The 18593-nt window shown below is 64.0% G+C and carries 14 protein-coding genes; 8 read left to right on the plus strand and 6 right to left on the minus strand.

Features of this window, described 5'->3' with window-relative positions; all coding sequences use genetic code 11:
- Positions 1 to 155: 155 nt before the first annotated feature.
- Positions 156 to 1091, minus strand: a complete 936-nt coding sequence (locus IPM84_25510; protein ID MBK9096052.1) for a hypothetical protein — start codon at positions 1089 to 1091, stop codon at positions 156 to 158.
- Between the two features lie 392 nt (positions 1092 to 1483).
- Here IPM84_25510 and IPM84_25515 point away from each other — a divergent pair, with 392 nt between their 5' ends.
- From IPM84_25515 to IPM84_25525, 3 genes are read left to right on the plus strand one after another with little or no spacing between them, the layout of a single operon-like run.
- Positions 1484 to 3574, plus strand: coding sequence for an O-antigen ligase family protein (locus tag IPM84_25515; protein MBK9096053.1), 2091 nt, complete (start codon positions 1484 to 1486; stop codon positions 3572 to 3574).
- A gap of 11 nt (positions 3575 to 3585) precedes the next feature.
- Positions 3586 to 5253 (plus strand): hypothetical protein, encoded by a 1668-nt coding sequence (locus IPM84_25520; GenBank protein MBK9096054.1) that lies wholly within the window; start codon positions 3586 to 3588, stop codon positions 5251 to 5253.
- A gap of 9 nt (positions 5254 to 5262) precedes the next feature.
- Complete coding sequence (locus IPM84_25525; protein MBK9096055.1) at positions 5263 to 5679, plus strand: hypothetical protein; 417 nt, start codon at positions 5263 to 5265, stop codon at positions 5677 to 5679.
- Positions 5680 to 5743: 64 nt separating this feature from the next.
- Here IPM84_25525 and IPM84_25530 read toward each other — a convergent pair whose 3' ends face one another.
- The 4 genes from IPM84_25530 to IPM84_25545 all read right to left on the minus strand — a co-directional run bounded on the left by IPM84_25530 (position 5744) and on the right by IPM84_25545 (position 11693).
- Complete coding sequence (locus IPM84_25530) at positions 5744 to 6754, minus strand: enoyl-CoA hydratase/isomerase family protein (GenBank protein ID MBK9096056.1); 1011 nt, start codon at positions 6752 to 6754, stop codon at positions 5744 to 5746.
- 95 nt (positions 6755 to 6849) lie between these two features.
- Positions 6850 to 9381 carry an FtsX-like permease family protein gene (locus IPM84_25535; GenBank protein ID MBK9096057.1) on the minus strand — a complete coding sequence of 844 codons (2532 nt, stop codon included), beginning with the start codon at positions 9379 to 9381 and terminating at the stop codon, positions 6850 to 6852.
- 84 nt (positions 9382 to 9465) lie between these two features.
- Positions 9466 to 10221 carry an ABC transporter ATP-binding protein gene (locus IPM84_25540; GenBank protein ID MBK9096058.1) on the minus strand — a complete coding sequence of 252 codons (756 nt, stop codon included), beginning with the start codon at positions 10219 to 10221 and terminating at the stop codon, positions 9466 to 9468.
- A 98-nt stretch (positions 10222 to 10319) separates the two neighbouring features.
- On the minus strand, positions 10320 to 11693 hold the full coding sequence (locus tag IPM84_25545; protein ID MBK9096059.1) for a PQQ-dependent sugar dehydrogenase: 1374 nt from the start codon (positions 11691 to 11693) through the stop codon (positions 10320 to 10322).
- Between the two features lie 271 nt (positions 11694 to 11964).
- On the opposite strand from IPM84_25545, the gene IPM84_25550 reads away from it, so the two are divergent.
- The 5 genes from IPM84_25550 to IPM84_25570 all read left to right on the plus strand — a co-directional run bounded on the left by IPM84_25550 (position 11965) and on the right by IPM84_25570 (position 18001).
- Positions 11965 to 13602 carry a PD40 domain-containing protein gene (locus tag IPM84_25550; protein ID MBK9096060.1) on the plus strand — a complete coding sequence of 546 codons (1638 nt, stop codon included), beginning with the start codon at positions 11965 to 11967 and terminating at the stop codon, positions 13600 to 13602.
- Positions 13603 to 13849: 247 nt separating this feature from the next.
- Positions 13850 to 15472, plus strand: a complete 1623-nt coding sequence (locus IPM84_25555; protein MBK9096061.1) for a PDZ domain-containing protein — start codon at positions 13850 to 13852, stop codon at positions 15470 to 15472.
- Between the two features lie 159 nt (positions 15473 to 15631).
- Positions 15632 to 16612: a MerR family transcriptional regulator gene (locus tag IPM84_25560; protein ID MBK9096062.1), complete on the plus strand. Its 981-nt coding sequence runs from the start codon at positions 15632 to 15634 to the stop codon at positions 16610 to 16612.
- Between the two features lie 214 nt (positions 16613 to 16826).
- Positions 16827 to 17045 carry a hypothetical protein gene (locus tag IPM84_25565; protein MBK9096063.1) on the plus strand — a complete coding sequence of 73 codons (219 nt, stop codon included), beginning with the start codon at positions 16827 to 16829 and terminating at the stop codon, positions 17043 to 17045.
- Positions 17046 to 17338: 293 nt separating this feature from the next.
- Complete coding sequence (locus IPM84_25570) at positions 17339 to 18001, plus strand: Crp/Fnr family transcriptional regulator (protein MBK9096064.1); 663 nt, start codon at positions 17339 to 17341, stop codon at positions 17999 to 18001.
- Between the two features lie 13 nt (positions 18002 to 18014).
- Here IPM84_25570 and IPM84_25575 read toward each other — a convergent pair whose 3' ends face one another.
- Positions 18015 to 18572 carry a PD-(D/E)XK nuclease family protein gene (locus tag IPM84_25575; protein ID MBK9096065.1) on the minus strand — a complete coding sequence of 186 codons (558 nt, stop codon included), beginning with the start codon at positions 18570 to 18572 and terminating at the stop codon, positions 18015 to 18017.
- Positions 18573 to 18593: the final 21 nt, after the last annotated feature.

Genomic DNA, 18593 nt, shown 5'->3' on the forward strand with positions numbered 1-18593 from the left:
CGGAGACCCATGTGCAAAATGTCTTCATAATACGGACATTATGCACATCATACTACGAACTACTACGTTGGGCAAGTTAGTTGGGCTGCGCGAGCGCAATCTGAATGACTCGAAGCACGAACAAGAAAATGCAACTGGGAGCAGAGTTCCACGGCCTACCAATCGTCTTCCAGGCCACCGCCCATGATCAGTATCTCCTGGCCGTCTTCTGTACGCGCACGGCGAGCGACGGTCTGCTCGAAGTACGAGATCTCTTCGGGGCGCTGTCCTGTCTGGGCGAGCGTATCGAAATCACTTTCGCTGAATGGGGGCGTTTCGGGGCCGTCGGGGAGGGGTAACACATAGTGGATAAAACTGGCGCGGTTTGCGATCAGGTCAAGCGGCAGTCGAATGTTGCTGCCCTGGTTACATGTCAACGCTTGCAGGACGAGTCGTTTGGCCTCAACCGGACCAATACGCGTCATCGGCATCCCGTCCCTCTCCCAGAACTCCACGTATTTCTGCAAAGCCATGAACGGAGTTTCACGCGGGAAGTGGGTAATGTCTTTGAGCGCGCCGTCCCAGGGTGGGTTGTAATCCAACAAGAAACTCATCCCCTGAACCTGGGTGCGCTGCATGTCGCGATACCAGAAAATGATGATGACCACCTGCGAGCGGTTGCCATGAAAAAAGGCATCGAAAAAGGCGTCCGGCTCCTGTGTCTGGGGCTGTATGGCAGGAGTTTCGCCCACTGCTTGCAGCCATGCCGCAGCCCGCTCGCGTTCGGCGCCGGCCAGGGAGTTCCGCGCGACCGCCTCACGCAGCGCGGGCAGATGTCCCCGGCTGCGCAGCCAGGCCGGCATAAGATGATCGAGCCGTGTCTGCGCCTGAGCTGGCGCGACCTGGTAAGCCTTGAGCAGCGTAGCAATCAGATTGACGGACGAGACGCCCTTGCTCAGCGCGTCAAGTTCACCTTGCAGAGCCGCGTCGTCTCCCTGTGGCCAGGCCGGATCGCCCCACAAAGCGTTGAGGCGTTGGGGAAGCAGCGCGGCAGGCGGCAGATTGAGCATCCCCCGCATCTTCTTACTGTGCTTTGTGTCGTGACGACTCATGGATCGCTCCTTATACTTGTAGCCACCAAAGTGGCCGCATTCTATACAACGTATTTCAGGGCGTCAAGTCTGACCCTATTATAACACAACGCCCGCCCGTAACTACTCAAGCATCCTATGCCGACTACAGCCGCCGAATGAATTCGGGCCGCACGGGCGTGGCGCCGACCCATTGACACAGACCCCCCGATTGCTGTACAATGGGGATAATGGTGTACGATTGCCCCGATGTTGCGGGACCACAAAGGCGTGTTCTCCCCACACGGAGGTGGGCCTATTGGCCTGCTTTCATGCGCTGATCGCGGACACCGTGCCTGAGACCGGGCGCCTGGTATGCGCGGCGAAAAACGCGCTGTGACCTGTCCCCGGCACGTCCCCGGAGGTCGTATGTGATGATCACAGTCAGACCCATGCGGCTCTTGCCCCGGTCACCTCCCCTGGATGTGACCGAGGTTCTCCTCCTTGTCGTTGTGTTCGCCGTGCCCGTGGCCGTGGTTCCCTGGGCGAGCAACGCCTTCGAGCTCCCCAAAGCGGCGCTGCTGTGCTTCCTCGTGTTGATCCTGGCGGCCCTGGGCCTGGGACAATTCCTGATCGCGGACCGCCAGCGCCGGCTGCGCTGGCGCGCCGGATGGCGCCACCCTCTGCTCTGGCCCGTTGTGGCCTTCAGCCTCGCGCTCGTGCTCGCCACGCTCCAGTCAACCAACCTTCTGGTCAGCCTGCGGGGTTCTTACGAGCGCCAGCAGGGTCTGCTGACCCAGCTCGCCTATCCCACTTTGCTCCTGCTGACCGTACCGCTCCTGCGCACCCGCCAGCAGATGGCGCGCCTGTGGGAAGCCCTGGTGTGGACCAGTGCGCCGGTCGTGGCCTACGGCCTGCTCCAGGCCCTGGGCGTTGATCCCCTGGGCTGGCAGACCGACGCGACCTCGCCTGTGCTTTCAACCCTGGGACGCGCCAATTTTCTTGGCTCCTACCTTGTCCTGATGGCGCCCTTGACCGGGGGGCTGCTGCTTATCAACCGCCGGCGCAGCCTGCTCGCCCTGCTGCTGCTTGGCCAATTGACCTGCCTCGCGCTGACGCTGGCGCGCGGCGCGTGGATCGGCCTGGCCGCGGCCCTCTTGACCTTGGCGCTGGCCTGGGCCTGGCACACCGGCCAGCGCCGGCTGGCCGCGATGGCCCTCGGAACAACACTCCTGCTCCTCGCCCTGCTCGTCCTGCTCAATCTGCCCCAGCGCCCCCTCGGCTCGCTGGCCGACCTTCCCGGCCTGGACCGCCTCGCCAGCTTGAGCGATACCCGCGCCGGCTCGAGCGCGGCCCGCCTGACCATCTGGCGGGCGACCTTGCCCCTGCTGCAGGCCCGCCCCTGGCTCGGTTACGGGCCGGAAACCATGCGCACGACCTTTGCCGCGGTCTATCCACCGCAACTGATCTATTACCAGGGCCGGCAGACGGTGGTGGACCGTGCCCACAACCTGTGGCTCGACCTGGGAATGAGCGCGGGGCTGCTGGGCATTTTGACGTTTACCGCGGTGCTGGCAGCCTTCATCCGCATGGCCTGGCGTGCATTGCGCGCGGCGTGCGATCGCTGGACGGCCGCCGCCTGGACTGCGCTGCTGGCCGCGGTGACCGGACACCTGGTGGATCTGCAGGTGAGCTTCGACGTCACCGCGACCGCTGCCACCTTCTGGCTGATGCTGGCGCTGGCCGCGGCCCTGGGCCGGCCGGGTGGTCTACCGGCGACGGCTAAGCCCGTCAGCCAGGGTAATCAACCCGGCGCCCGCGCGACCGGTCCGGTGGGCTACCTGCTGGGCGGTATCGCCCTGGCCCTGGCCATTCCCCTAACCGTGCAACCTGTGCTGGCCGATCTGGCTCACTGGCAGGCGCAGCAGTCGCGCCAGCCGCTGACCGCCCGCCTCGAGGCGGCTGAACGGGCAGTGCGGTTCAATCCGGCCGAGCCAACCTACCGCCTGACATTAGCGGCCGTCGCCGTGCAGCGAGGCGACTGGAGCGCGGGCGAGGCTGCCGCGCGGCAGGCCGTGGCGTTGGCGCCTGACGACGCGGTCGTCTGGGCTGCGCTGGGCGACCTGGAGGCGCGCTGGGGCGCGCTGGATTCCAGCCGCCTGGCGATCGCTGAGCAGGCCTACCAGGAGGCCAGCAGACGCGCGCCCACGATCGCGGCCTACCACACCGCGCGCGGGCTGATCCTGGTGCAGCAAGGGCGGTTGGCAGCCGGCACGACTACCCTGCAGCGCGCGATTGATCTGGATGCCACCGATGGCGTGGCCTACGCCTACCTGGGTGATGCCTGGCTGGCCCAGGCGCAGATATTCGAAGCCCTGGCCGCGTATGACCAGGCAATCCGTTGGCTACCCACTCTGAGCCGGGCCTATGTGGGCCTGGCCCGTTGTTATGAACAGCTCGGGAATGTGGGGGCCGCCGAGGCGATGTGGGCGCGTGCGCGACAGCTCGCCGAGGCGGTCCCTTGAGGAGGAAACTCATGAGAACGCACGCTTCGTTGATGGTCGTATTGATCGTCGTCTTGCTGGCCGCGAGCCTGGGTGGTGCCGGGGTCGTCTTTTCCGATCCATTGATCCCAGGAGCGGTTGTGGCCGGCAAATTCAACTACCAGGGACGTCTGACAAGCCCCAGCGGTTTGCCCCTGGATGGGGTCTTCCCCATGCGCTTCCAGGTCTACGATGATGCCGCGGTGGGGGTTCTGCGTTGGGACAGCGGCGTGGTGAATGTCACTGTGGTCCGCGGCCTGTTCAACGTCGGTCTGGGCGTTAATCCGACCGACTTTAACGGCACGGCCTTGTGGCTGCGACTGTACGTGAACGGCGAATGGCTCTCCCCGCGGCAGGAACTGGCGCCGGTGCCTTACGCGTTGAGCCTGCGCCCGGGCGCGCAGATTCGCGGGGAGCCGACCGCCTGGTCAGGCTGGGTACTCAATGTCACCATGGACGGCGCCTATCCGCAAGCCGGCGCGGTGACCGGCGTGGCCGCGACGGGGTCGGCCGTGCGCGGTGAGTCATCCGGCGGCCTGGGGGTGTATGGCTACACCCAGGATGGATACGCAGTGTACGGTCGGGACACGGGAACCAGCCAGGCGCGTGGATACGGCGGGTACTTCGCCAGCGACAACGGCGTCGGTGTGTACGGCTACAGCGCGGCCGATCGCTATTACAACAACACCCAGGCGCCCGGCGTCTACGGCCGCAGCCTCAACGGCGTCGGCGTCTATGGCGTGGGCGAGACCACGCACGAAGGAGTGCGCGGGGAGAGCGTTGACGGCCAGGGATTGCATGGCGTGAGCACGAACGACGCCGGCGTGTATGGGTATAGTACCAACGACATCGGCGTCTATGGCCGCACGGGCGGCAGCACGGGCGCTGATGCCGGCGTCTATGGCTTGGCCGGCGCCGGCGCCTATGGGGTCCACGGTTATCAGAGCGGCACCAGTTCTGGGCTGGGCAGTTTCGGCGAGACCCAGGGCACAGGAGCGGGCGCCTCCGGTCTGAGCTCGAGCAGTGGGAATGGCACGTGGGGCTACAGCGCGAATGGCAATGGTTTGGCCAGCATGACGGCCCGCGCCGACAACAACTATGGGCTGTACACCTATGACAACCTCTACTCGCTGAACATCCACTCCTTTGGCGCGGCCATGCAGGTCGTACAGAACGGCGATCAAGGCTCCCTTGAGCAGGGAGATGTCGTCGCCATCGCCGGCCTGGGGGATTCGCCGGTGGACGGCGTGCCGCTGCTGCGCGTGGCCAAAGCCAGCGAGGCCAACAGCACGGCCGTGATCGGCGTGGTCTATTCCACGTACGCGGCGGCCTGGCTGGCGGACCCGGCCGCGGTGGATCCGACAGGGGCGACCGGTCGGGCCGAACCGATTCCGCCTACGGGGCCGGGGCCGGTTGCGCCCGGGGACTATCTGTTGATCGTCGTGCGCGGCCCGTGCCTGGTCAAAGCGAACGCGGCCGCGACCCCGATTCAGGTCGGGGATCTGTTAGCCAGCAGCAGCCTGGCCGGCCACGCCGCGCGCGCGGCGCGGGTCACGGTGGATGGAGTGCAGCTCGCCATCCCAGGCACGGTCTTCGCCAAGGCCCTGGCGCCCCTGGCCGCGGGTCAAAAACTGGTGGCGGCTTACGTCACGTTGCAGTAGGAGGAGATCATGACGACTCAACGTTCGATGGTGGTCCTGGTCCTTGTGCTGCTCGTCGTGGGCAGCTCTGCGCTGATGGGTCAAGCCCAAACCTCGACCACCTACGACCTGACCTGGCACGTGATAGGTGGGGGTGGTGCGCCGATCAGCTCGGCGAGTTATCGGGTCAACAGCACGGCCGGCCAGAGTGCGGCCAGCCCACCGGCCGCCAGCAGCGCCAGCTACGTCGTGAGCAGCGGCTATTGGCGCTGCGCCGTGGCGGGTGATGTCAACGACAATGGCGTCGTTGACCTGGACGACATTCAGGCCGTCGCCAGTGCCTGGGGTGACATCCCCGCGCCTGGTTACGCCGATCGCGATGGCGACGGGGATGTGGATGTCGTGGACATTCAGCAAGTGACGGCCCATTGGGGAGAGGTGTGCTAGCAGCCAGCACCTGGACGTGGTCTACAGTATCACACTCCCGGAGTGAAGACGTCGTATTGGCTGGTCACTTCCCGAACAAGTTCGGGACTCCCGGTTCGCCTGCAGTTTCGTCGTGATCGGCGCGGTTCAGGGTCGCGCCGCACGCGCCGCAGAAGGTGAACTGGCTGGGGATGTGGTCTGCGCCGCAGGTCTGGCAGGTGCGCAGCGGCGGGCCCCAGTAGAACTCCGGCGCCTCGTCGTTGGCCCAGGCGGCGCGTAGTTGGGCGTAGTCTGGCTGGCGTTTTTCGTCGAAGGCGCTCATCCCCTCGATCGTCTCCGGCGAGCTGTTGTGAATCGCCAGCCAGTCTGCGCCATGACCGATGGTCAGGTGCCAGGAAAGGTCGCGCCAGAAGTTGAGCTGCTGCTTAGTGTAGCGTGTCCCTTCCGGGAATTTGTTGACCAGTTTCACGCACAGGCGCTCGACGGCCGCGTCCAACTCCTCCCGCGGCACCACTTCGTTGACCAGGCCCCATTGCAGCGCTTTGGCCGCCGGAATCTCCTCGTTCAGGAAGAGGATTTCACGGGCGCGGCGCTCGCCCACCATCAGGGGCAGGAACTGCGTGGCGCCGGCCAGGGCGACGGAGCCGCGGCTGGTGCCCACCTGGCGCAGGTAGATGTCGTCGGCCGCGATCGCCAGGTCACAACTGAGGTTGAACTCGTTGCCGCCGCCCACCACGATGCCATTGAGTCGAGCCACGATCGGCTTACCCAGGTTGCGCATCAGTTCATGGGTGGCGATGAACTCACGCATCCATTTGTAATAATCGCGCGGGCGTTCACGAAACTGCTTCTGCTCCTGTAGATCGGCCCCGCTGCAGAAGGCGCGCTCGCCCACGCCGGTCAGCACTACCACGGCAACGGCATCATCCCACAGCGCGTCCTTGAACGCGATCTGCAGTTCCAGCAGCATCGCCAGGTTGATGGCGTTCAGAACCTGCGGCCGGTTGAACGCGACCCAGGCCACGTAGTCGCGCTTGCTGTACTGAATGGCCTTGAAATCGAAATGACTCGGAACTTGACCCACGAATGTGCGCATGGTGATTCTCCCCCCGGAAATAAGTATGGCAAAGTGCAGAGGGCGCTCAGCGTTCCTCTCCCAGCGTTTTGCACTTGGCGCTATTCCTCGTTCCTCTATTCTCCCCGCAGCGCGTCGGCGGTGACCATGTTGGCCTGACGCCAAGCTGGGTAGATGCCCGCCAGCAGCGCGGCCAGCAGCGCGACGCCAAACGCCTGCACGAATGTGGCGGGGCTGAGCTGTAGCTGCAGTGTCCAGCCAAACGAGCGCAGGTTGATGACATAAATAAGCACCAGGGCCAATGCCAGGCCGGCCGGCAAGGCCAGCAAGCCCGCGGTGCCGCCCATCAGCCCGGTCTCCAACAGGGTCAGGCCCCAGAGCTGGCGCCGCGTCAAGCCGCTGGCGCGCAGAATGCCTAGCTCGCGCGTGCGCTCCAGTTGCAGGGAGAGGAGCGCGCTCAGCACGCCAACAAAAGCGACCACCGTCGCCAGCAGTTGCAGCGCAACGGTGATGGCGAAGGCGCGGTCGAACACCTCAAGCACGGCGCGGCGCAGGGCGGCATTGGGATTAATGACCAGTGCTTCCTGATCGGCAAAGCGGGCGCGCAGTGTCTGCACCACGGCATCCACCGAACGCCCCGGCTGTACGTAGAGCGCCACTGAGTTGACTGCGGTATCCTTCCACAGGCGGCGATAGACGGCGTCATCCATGATGACCGTGCCGGCGCCGGCCGCGTAGTCGTAGTAGACGGCCGCAACGGGAAACTCGTGCAGCCCCTGATCGCTCAGCAGGCGCAGGGTGGCGCCGCGCCCCTGGTTGGGCAGCGCGCGCAGGTTGATGAACGGCTCCGAGACGATGACCGCGCCCTCTCGCACCTGCCGCCAAAGCTCGGCCGCATTGGCCCCGGACGACCACAGGTAGCGCCGGTGACCATCGGAGATGTCGCCTGAGACGGCCACCACCGCCACCTGGCCCAGGTCGGGCGAGCTGACGGTGACACTGCGCGCGGTCTCCACGCGGCGCAGGTCTGGCTCTTGCGCCAACGCGGCTGCCAGGCCCGCGGGCAGCGCGGTTGTCACCCGCGTGGCGGTCAGTGTGGGCGGGGAGACGAAGATGTCGGCCTGCAAGGTGGCGCCCAACCAGTCCTCGACCGTGCTGCGAAAGCTGGAAATCATGAGGCTGACGCCGATGATGACCGAGACGGAGACCATCAACGCGGCGATGGCCACCGAGGTGCGGCTGAGCGAGCGCGCAACCGTGCGCGGCGCCAGGCGTCCCAGGTAGCCAAACAGGCGACTGGAGAGCGGCGTCACCAGCGCCATCAGCACCAGGGTCACGCCGGGCGTGAGCAGCGCAAAGGCCAGCACCATCAAGAAGAGACCGGCGAAATTGAGCACGAGCGAATCCTGCGGCAGCCAGAGGAGCAGCACACTGACCGTCGCCAGCCCCAGCCCGGTCAGGGTCAGCCAGGGCAGGGAGCGCCGGATTTTGCTCTCGATGACGGAGCGTCGAAAGGCGCTGACCGGCGGTACGCTGGTGGCCTCCAGGGCCGGCCCGGCCGCGGCCAGCAGCGCGGCGGCCAGGCCGATCACCAGGCCCTTGAGCAGGCTGAGGAGCGGCACATCAACCGTGCGCACGTTGACGACGAAATAGAGATCGTTGATCGTCTGCGTGACCAGGGCCACGGCGGCGCGGCCGAGGATCACGCCCAACCCCAGGCCGAGCAGGGTGCCGATGAGGCCCAATGCCAGCGCTTCGATGAGGACGATGGCGAAGATTTCCCCGCGGGTGACGCCCAGGGCGCGCAGGGTGCCCAGCACCGGTCGCCGCTGAATGACCGAAAATGAGACGGTGTTGTAGATCAGGAACATGCCGACGACCAGGGCCAGCAGGCTGAGTGCGGTCAGGTTCAGCTCGAACGCGGAGGTCATCTGCTCGATCGCATTGGCGCGGGCGGCGGCCGGTTCGATGGACACACCGGGCGGCAGCATGACGCGCAGGCGATCCAACTGGGCCGCGTCAGTGGCCGGGACGATCAGGTCAATGTGACTCAGGCGCCCGCGCATGTCCAGCAGTTCCTGCGCGGTGGCGATGTCGGTCAGAATCAGGCCCGCGAGGGCGCGGCGGCTGATGTCGTCGCTGGGGCGAATCAGGCCCACGATCTGCACCGGCTTGATCTGCGCGCCGATGCGCAGGTCGAGGGTATCCCCACTGCGCAGGCGATAGCTTTCGGCCAGGCTTTCCGATAGCAGCACGGTGTTGGGGCGGGTGAGGAGCGCGGTCAGGCTGTCGAGCGGCACGCGTTGGGCGTTGGTGGTCAAGTAGGTGCGAAAGGGCGCCTCGGCAAAGGGGTCTACACCGAGCAGACGCAAGGGCTGGCTATCGAGCGTGGGCACGATCACGTAGCCTTCGACGATGGGCGCGCTGTCGCGTTGACCCAACTCCACGCGCAGTTGGCGATAGACGGCCTCGTCCAGGCCGGTCGGCCCGCCCAGCACTTGATGGGTGGCCTTGCCGGCCACGGTGTCGGTGGAAAGGCGAAAGGCGCGGCCGGCGCTGCCGTTGGCCAGGTCAATCGCCACCATCATGGCGACTCCCAGGGCGACCCCCACGATGAAGAGCGCACTCTGCCAGCGCCGACGCGCGATGTGGCGCAGGCTGACCCGAACGAGAGAGCGATGGCGATTTTCTACGAAAACATTCCTCACTTCTCACCCCTCACTTCTCACTCTTCACTTCTCACTCTTCTCTATCACCTGCCCGTGGACGATGCGAAAGACGTGATTGGCCTGGCCGGCCACTTCCATTGAATGGGTTGCCATGATGAGGGTGCGACCGGTCTGGCGCGTCAGTTCCAGCAGCAGGGCCAGCACGCTGCGGCCGGTGTCCTCGTCCAGGTTGCCGGTCGGCTCATCGGCCAGAATGAGGGTTGGATTGGCGGCCAGGGCGCGGGCAATGGCCACACGCTGCTGCTCCCCGCCAGAGAGGCGATCGGGGTAGGTGTGGGCGCGGTTGGCCAGGCCCACGCGTGCCATCAGATCGCGCACGCGTGCCAGCGCCTGGGCGGCCGGCCAGTTGTTCAGCTCCAACGTCAACAGGATGTTCTCCTGCACGGTCAGCGTGGGTATGAGGTTGAAGAACTGGAAGACGAAGCCGACATGCTGGCGTCGGAACAGGGTGCGCTGGCGTTCGGGCAGCCGGGTGACAGGCACGTCATTGATCCAGATCGTGCCCGCGCTGGGGTCGTCAATGCCACTGATGAGGTTGAGCAGCGTGCTTTTGCCAGAGCCGGACTTGCCCAACAGCACGGTGAACTCTCCCGCGCGCAGGTCCAAATTGACATCGTGCAGGATGACATGGCGCTCGCCGGCTTCTTCATAGTGCTTGCTCACCCCCTGCAAGCGCACGATGGGCACAGGCGCGGTCACGGACGCGGCGGCGGTCGGGTGTCTGTCGGTTTGGGCGAGCGGTGGGGTCAGCGTTGGCATGAGCAACCTCCAGGATGCGCCTGTCGCGGTGATGCGTTTCAATGGCAGGCTGAGTCATTGGACGCCGCGCCGCGGCGCTCGGTCACGCGCACAACGTCTTACTGCTCCAGAGGATGGGCAACGCCACCGCAGGCATCGCCCCAGTGAACCGCGGTCTCCTGCACATCCAGCACATCATTGGCGCCATCGAAGTTATTATCCAGGTGCATGCTGTAGCCGCTGTCCGGCCACGTGTTGCCCCACAGGTCGGCCGCCTGCTGCACATCGAACACATCCACCACTTGGTTTTGATCAAAATCCCACGGCAAAAGACATCCCTGGTTGCTGAGAACACTGACGGCGCCGAACTCGAGATAGTACAGGCGCCCGTCCGGGCCAACGCTCAGGTCGGTTGGGCAGGTAACGCCATCCACCACCACGGCGCTGCCCGGCGCCAGCGCGTCGAAGCGGGCCGAGGCAAATGGGGCATGGTACATGGCGTAATCACGGTTGGCGCACCAAATCAGGTGATGGCGCCAGGCGGGAATGGTCGTGCTGTTGAACAGTGTGATGCCCACGATGCCGATCGGGTCCGGATGGATGTAGATCGGCTCCTCGTAGGGCCGCGGCAGCGCCACACAGTCGAAATAGCTGGTCGAGCTGTAGGGCCAGCCATAGTTGTGTCCAGCCAGGATCCAGTTGATCTCGTCGTTGCAACCGGGACCGTTTTCGGTGGCAAACGCGAAGTTGGTCACGCTATCGAAGGTGAAATCCCAACTGTTACGCAGACCGCAGGCCCACACGCGGCGGTCAACGGGGCCGGCCGCCTGGGCTGCGTCACACAACGGGTTGGGGGCGGGGCGTGCGGCGTTGGGTTCGGCCAGAAAAGGCGGGCGCACGTCCAGACGCAGCATCTTGCCCTTGGGCGTAGCCAAATTCTGGCTGTGACCGCCATTGCAGCCGTAATCGCCGATGGTGACGTATAAATAGCCGTCGGGGCCGAAGTGCAGGTTGCCGCCGTGGTGCCAGGCACAGTTCAAGTCAGAGCCGGTGCGGGGCACGTCGAGCAAGACCAACGGCGCGGTCGCCGCGCCGTTGGCTTCGGTAAAACGCACCAGGCGGTTGCTGATGACGCCTTCGTTTTCCACGGAGTAGTAGAGGTAGACATACGGTTGCGTCGCGTACAGAGGATCGAACACAATTCCGACCAGGCCATGCTCCACCGCCGAGAGCACCACGCCCGACAGATCGAGCCAGACGGTGGCCGCGCCGCCGCCCACAGCCATCTGGTACACCCAACCTTCTTTGGTGTTCACAAACAGGCGCCCGTCCGGCGCCCACACCATCGCCGTCGGATAGCCGGTGGGCCAGGCGCCATAGGTTTCAATGGTCACATCCGGGGGCAGAGGCTCGGCATGGGCCGGTAACAACGGTGCGAGCAACAGACTGAGAAACCATGCCGCCAAGCAAGCGGTTTTCAGTTGACGACTCATTCTCATCTCCAGAGCTGCAAGTAGGGGCGCACCCTTGCGGCCGCCCACGCGGGCAGGCGCAAGGCGTTGCAGTATAGCATGACGCGCCGCGATAATGAAAATAATGAAATCAGTCATGTAGACGAGGAGAGAGACGGTTTTTACGTCTTGCCAAAACATGGTATGATAGCCGATGTCGTACTCCCGGATTGTGATCGGCTGTCGGCCGCTGTTTGTCTCTCTGCTCCCGGTCCAATTTATCCTGAGCTTATTCTGCCCTGAAAGGTTTGTCATGACCAATGCCGGGTACTATCGCTTCCCCACGCTGCACCGCGAGACGGTGGTTTTTGTTTGCGAAGATGATCTGTGGATGGTGCCCGTTGCCGGAGGAACGGCGCGGCGCCTCACATCCAACCCGGGTCAGGTGGCGACACCCGCGCTGTCACCCGATGGCGCCTGGGTCGCGTTCATCGGTCGCGATGAGGGCCATCCCGAAGTTTACGTGATGCCGGCCACGGGCGGCCCGGCCCGCCGCCTGACCTACCTGGGCGCCAATACGCGCGTCGTCGGCTGGACGCCCACTGGCGACGCGGTCATCTTTGCCAGTGATACCGGGCAACCCTTTGCCCACTTTTCCTTCCTCTACGCGGTGGCACGCGAGGGCGGGGAACCGCAACGCCTGCCCACCGGCCCCGCCCTGAGCATCTCCTATGGCCCGACCGGGGGCATGGTCATTGGCCGTAACGCCACGGACCTGGCGCGCTGGAAGCGCTACCGCGGGGGCTTGATCGGCGATCTGTGGATTGACCCAACCGGTCAGGGCGATTGGCGGCGCCTGCTGCAAGTGCAGGGCAACGTCGCCTTGCCGCTCTGGGTGGGCGAGCGCATCTACTTCGTGTCCGATCACGAAGGCATCGGCAACCTCTACTCGTGCCTGCCGAGCGGCGCGGACGTGCGGCGGCACACGCATCACGGCGACTACTATGTGCGCCATCCGGCCACCGATGGACAGCGCATCGTCTACCATGCTGGGTCCGAGCTGTACGTCTTTGACCCCGCCACGGACCAGACTCAGCCGATTCCGATCGTTTTCCATAGTTCACGCGCGCAGCGCAATCGCAAGTTCGTGGATGCAGCGGAGTACTTGCAGGACTACGACATCCACCCCAAAGGCTGGGCCGTGGCCCTTACGACACGCGGCAAACCCTTCGCCATGGCCAACTGGGAAGGCGCTGTCTTTCAATATGGGCAAGCCAACGGCGTGCGTTATCGCCTGGCAGCCTGGCTGGCCGATGGTGAGCGGCTGGTGGTGGTCAGCGACGCCAACGGTGAGGATGCCCTGGAAATCTACAAGGGCGACAAGGCCGGCATTGCCGAAGCGCGCCTGGAAGGCATGGACATCGGGCGCCCCTTGAGACTTGCGACCTCGCCGCAAAAGAACATGGTGGCCCTGAGCAATCATCGCAACGAGCTGATCGTGGTTGACCTCGATACGCGCACGATGCGCGTCTTAGATCGTAGTCGCCAACGCCCCATTCGAGGCCTGGCCTGGTCGCCGGATGCGCGCTGGCTGGCCTATAGCTTTTCCGATACGCAGCAAACCTCCATTATCAAACTGGCCCTGCTGGAAACCGGCGAGACCTGGGCGGCCACCAAACCTGTGCTGCGCGATGTCGGTCCCGCGTTCGACCCTGACGGCCGTTATCTCTATTTTCTCTCCTACCGGGAATTCGATCCGGTGTACGACAATCTACACTTCGATCTCAACTTCACCTGGGGGATGAAGCCCTACTTGATCACGCTGCAAGCCGGACTGCCTTCGCCGTTCATCCCGCTACCGCGGGCGCCGGGCGAAAAGGCCAGCCGGCCGGCCGCGCCGGAGCCGCGCCCAGCGCCGCCGGCCGCCCCCGCCGGCCGCCCCCCCGGCTGACGGCGAGGCTGCGCCAGCGCCGCCGGCCGCCCCCCCGGCTGACGGCGAGACTGCGCCAGCGCCGCCGACCGCCCCTCCGGCTGACGGCGAGACTGCGCCAGCGCCGCCGACCGCCCCTCCGGCTGACGGCGAGACTGCACCAGCCGACCCTGCAACCGCTGAGGCTGATGCGACCGCACCGGAGGTCAAGACTGCACCGGAGGCCAAGACTGCACCGAAGACCGAGACCGAAGGTGAAGAACCGCCGCTGCGTGTGCAGATTGACCTGGAAGGTATCAGTGAGCGCGTGATCGCCCTGCCAGTGCCCACGGGGCGTTACCACCGGGTGCGCGGCATCAGCGGTAAAATTCTCTTCTCCTCCTATCCGGCGGAAGGCACTCTGGGCAACGGCGCCGGCTATAGCACCGCCCCCGCGGCCAAGGGACGCCTGGAGGTGTACGATCTGGAAGATCAGCGGCAGGAGGTCCTGGTGGACGGCGTCAGCGATTTCGAGATCTCACACGACGGCAAGACCATGATCTACCGGGCGGGCAATCACCTACGCGTCCTGAAGGCCGGGGACAAGCCCGAAGGCAACTCCGGTGGCACTACCCGACGCGGCGGCTGGCTCGATCTGGATCGCGTTCGCCTGTCGGTGGAGCCGCACGCCGAGTGGGAGCAGATGTACCGCGAGGCGTGGCGCCTGCAGCGCGATCATTTCTGGACCGAGGATATGTCTGGCGTGGATTGGCATGCGGTCTATGCACGCTATCTGCCCCTCCTGCAACGCGTGGCCACGCGCAGCGAGTTCTCGGACCTGATGTGGGAAATGCAGGGCGAGTTGGGCACCTCGCACGCCTATGAGTACGGCGGCGACTATCCGCCGGAGCCGTCCTACGACCAGGGCTTCCTGGGCGCCGATTTCCGTTACGATGACACGGCCGACAATTACGAGCTGATGCATATCGTCAACGGTGATGTTTGGGATCACGCCAACAGCGCGCCCTTGCAGCGCCTGGGCATCAATCTCAAGGTGGGAAATCGGCTTGTGGCCGTCAATGGCCGCAAGGTGGGACGCGAGAATCCACTGGGCGAGATGCTGGTTTACCAGGCAGGCAACGAAGTCTTCCTGACCTTCGAGCGCCAGGGCGCGGAGACCCCAACCATGTTCTCAATCAAGACGCTGCACTCCGAATTTCGCGCGCGCTACCGGGAATGGGTGGAAACCAATCGGCGCCGCGTGCATGAAGCCACGGAGGGCCGCGTCGGTTATGTACACATTCCCGACATGGGCGCCCGTGGCTATGCCGAATTTCACCGCGGCTACCTGGCCGAGATAGACCGCCCAGGCCTGATTGTGGATGTGCGCTTCAACGGCGGCGGCCATGTCTCGCAGTTGATCCTGGAAAAACTGGCGCGCCGGCGCTTGGGTTATGATGTGTCTCGTTGGGGCACACCGGTGCCCTACCCCCGCGAGTCGGTCATGGGGCCAATGGTCGCGATTGCCAACGAGCAAGCCGGGTCCGACGGTGACATGTTCTGCCACGCCTTCAAACTGATGAAACTCGGCCCCCTGGTCGGTAAGCGCACCTGGGGCGGGGTCATCGGCCTGACCTACCGCGACTCCCTGGTAGATGGCGGCATCACCACGCAGCCTGAATTCTCCTTCTGGTTCGAAGATGTGGAATGGGGCGTCGAGAATTATGGCACCAATCCCGATATCGAAGTAGAAATACGCCCGCAAGACTATCTGGAGGGACATGACCCGCAGTTAGCGCGCGCGCTGCAGGAAATCATGCAGACCCTGAGTGACCATCCACCCACGATGCCTGATTTTGGCAAGCGACCCAAGCTGCCGCTGCCCATACTCTCACCCCTCACCATACCCTGATCGCACCATCGCACGCCGTTGATCGCAAAACCGGGCTTTTTTGTCGAAGCCCGGTTTTTTGTGCCCTGACAACGTTAGACAAAGATTTTACGTTGTGTCCAATCTGTGTTATACTGATGTCTATGATTTGTCTATACAGACGCGTGGATGAGGTGTAACATGACTGAAATTTTTCGGGCAGAGGATTACCAGAATCACCCGTTGTACAACATCAAAGCGGTTGAGCAGGCCACCGGTTTGACGGCTGCCACGCTGCGCGCGTGGGAGCGACGATACGAGGTGTGCGAGCCGCAGCGTAGTGAAAGCGGCTACCGGCTATACTCAGAGCGTGACATGGCCGCGCTGCACTGGCTCAAACGGCGGGTGAAGGATGAAGGCCTCTCGATCAGTCAGGCGGTAGCTGTGCTGCAGATGCACCGGGGAGCGAGCAACGGCACTGCGGCGCCCGCGGTCATGCCCGCGCCGCAGGTTGATGCCGAACCTTCCGCGCAGATTGATCTGTGCCATCAGTTGATCCGGGCGCTGCTCGCCTTCGATGAGAATCACGCCGACCACATCCTGAGCGAAGCGTTCGCCTTGCACGGCGTCGAATCGGCCTGCGAGCTTGTCATCGCACCGGCCTTGGTGGAGATCGGCGACCGCTGGCATCGCGGCGAAGTGAGCGTGGTGAGCGAACACTTTGCGTCTCACTACGTGCGGCGCAAGCTCGAATCCATGGTCAATGTGACGGCGGTGCATGAGGCTGGGCCAATGCTTATCCTGGGTTGCGCGCCCGGCGACTGGCACGAAGTCGCCCTGGTGCTGCTGGCCTTCTTCCTGCGCCGCCAGGGCTACCGCGTGATCTACCTGGGCCAGAATGTGCCGCTGGAAAACCTGGTGGCCGAATTGGAGCGACTGCATCCGGCCATGGTCATCATGTCCGCGACCACCGACGAAACGGCCGCGGCGCTGGTGCAGGTGTCACAGGTGGTGGCGACTCTGCCCTCGCCGCGACCGCTATTCGGTTTCGGTGGCCGGGCATTCAATCGAAATGTCAGCCTGCGCGCACGCGTGCATGGCTCCTTTTTGGGTGAAACTGCAGCCAGCGCCATCCACCGCGTGCAGGCACTACTGAACCCACCCGCGGCCAATCCGGGGTAGGGGCATGGCCTTGCGCCTGCCCGCGTGGGCGACCGCAAGGGTGCGCCCCTACACCTGACCCTGGAGAGATGCCCGGTACGCCCGTCACTTTCCATGATTCTACTCGTCGCCATTTAGGAATGGTGGGTGATTTTGCGCAGCACAGTCAGCGCCATACTTCAGCAAACATGGCAACAGCCTTCGCGGCTGTTCGGGAAAGGGACAAAAGATCGCCATGCGCGACATGATCATTCAGATTCTGCTCGACAACGCACCGTGGTCAACACCCGATAACAAGCGCCGGGATCGTCCCGGCATGCCAGCCTGGATGGTGCCCAACGGTCTGCTCATCCGTCACCCGGACGGTGGGTTGATCTTTCTGCCTGCCACAGAACTGTTGGAAATGTGGCAATATGACGACCTGATGATGATTGACGCTGTGCCGGCCATGTGACCTGCGGCGCCCGCGGCAACCAGCGGCAACCAGCGGCAACCAATAGAAGATACGTTCACATTAAGACTTGATGAGAGGTCGCCCAACGATGGCCCAAATAGCCGTAACATGCGTACTACAGGGTAAGACACTCACATTTACGCATGAGGTCAGTGCGCCGATTTGCGCGGGTTGGTGTATAATGAGACCGAGAGATGTATTTAGGACTACAAATGGCCACACGCCATTCGCGCAAAACACGATCGGCCATAGTGCTCTTGGCGGCGGGAACATAGGGGAGACATTGTGTCATCATGATTAAGAATGCAAAACAGCCATCCCTGGCACAAGTGCTGGCGCACCTACCTGATGAAGATCCGGCATTTGGTCAGGTCATCACCATCGCCAACTATCGTCGCCATGACGTCATCGCGACGCCACGCGATTTGGACCAGAAACTGCATATCCTGATGGACGGCCGTGCCCAATTGGTGTGTACCAATTCTGAAGGGCGCCGCTTGGTGTTGGCTACCCTCGAAGCAGGCGCCATCTTTGGTGAAGGCGCCCTGATTGACGGCGCGGCGCCTGCAGCCTTTGCCGAGGCCATGAGCGATTGCACGATCTGGGTGTTGCCACGTGCGGATGCCCGCATCATGACCGTGCGCTACCCCATTTTGGGTTGGGGCCTGCTGCAAACCTTCGGCAAGCGCCTGATGCAGGTGGAATCACACCTGGAGGATGTGGCTTACAAGAAGCTGCCGGAGCGCCTGGCCGCGCTGCTGCTGGAACTGGCCGACAAGAATGACACCATCACCGGTACCAGTCACCAAGCCCTGGCCGACCGTCTGGGTACTTATCGCGAAACGGTCAGCGCGATCCTGCGCACCTTCAAGCGCGAGGGCTGGGTGGATCTGGGCTACCGCCGCATCCGCCTGCTGGATGTGCCCGCGCTGGAACTGGCCGCTAACACCTACTAACATGATGGGGTTCTCAGGTCAGTTTTTCATCACAGGCGTGGGCCAGGCCGCAGTGTTGACAACGCACGGCTTCTTCATGTGAGCGCGCGACGTTGACAGACTGACGGTCAGCACGCATGGCGCTCAAGATTTCCAGGAGTTGAGCTTTGAGCGCCGGCGTATACGGAATGCGCAGCGTCACCGGGTCGCCGCTTGCCCCCTGCCCCGCGCCAGGCCGACCGGCATAGTGCAACAGGCCAAAAGCGGGCGCAACGTGCCAGGTCTCTTCGACCAACAGGCAGTAGGCCGCCAATTGTAGAATATGCCCCGGATAGGGCTGCGCCGGCCGGCGCCCGGATTTGACCTCAACCGGGACCGGTGCCGCGCCAGCCGCCACCAGGTAATCCGGCTTACCCACCAGGCCGAACTGACGGCTGATGAGCGGACGCTCCTGGCGCTGCCAGGCCCCCGTGTCGCTGTAAACCACCTCGCCGCTGGGCAAACCGCTGGCAGCCCGCACTTGGTTGCCCAGGCGCAACAGCCACCAGCCTGCAAGCAGAGCCACCAGAAAAGCAATCAGGAGAAGAAGCACCGTAGAACCTCAAGAACCTCT

Source organism: Candidatus Amarolinea dominans, assembly GCA_016719785.1.
In the GTDB taxonomy this organism is placed as follows: domain Bacteria; phylum Chloroflexota; class Anaerolineae; order SSC4; family Amarolineaceae; genus Amarolinea; species Amarolinea dominans.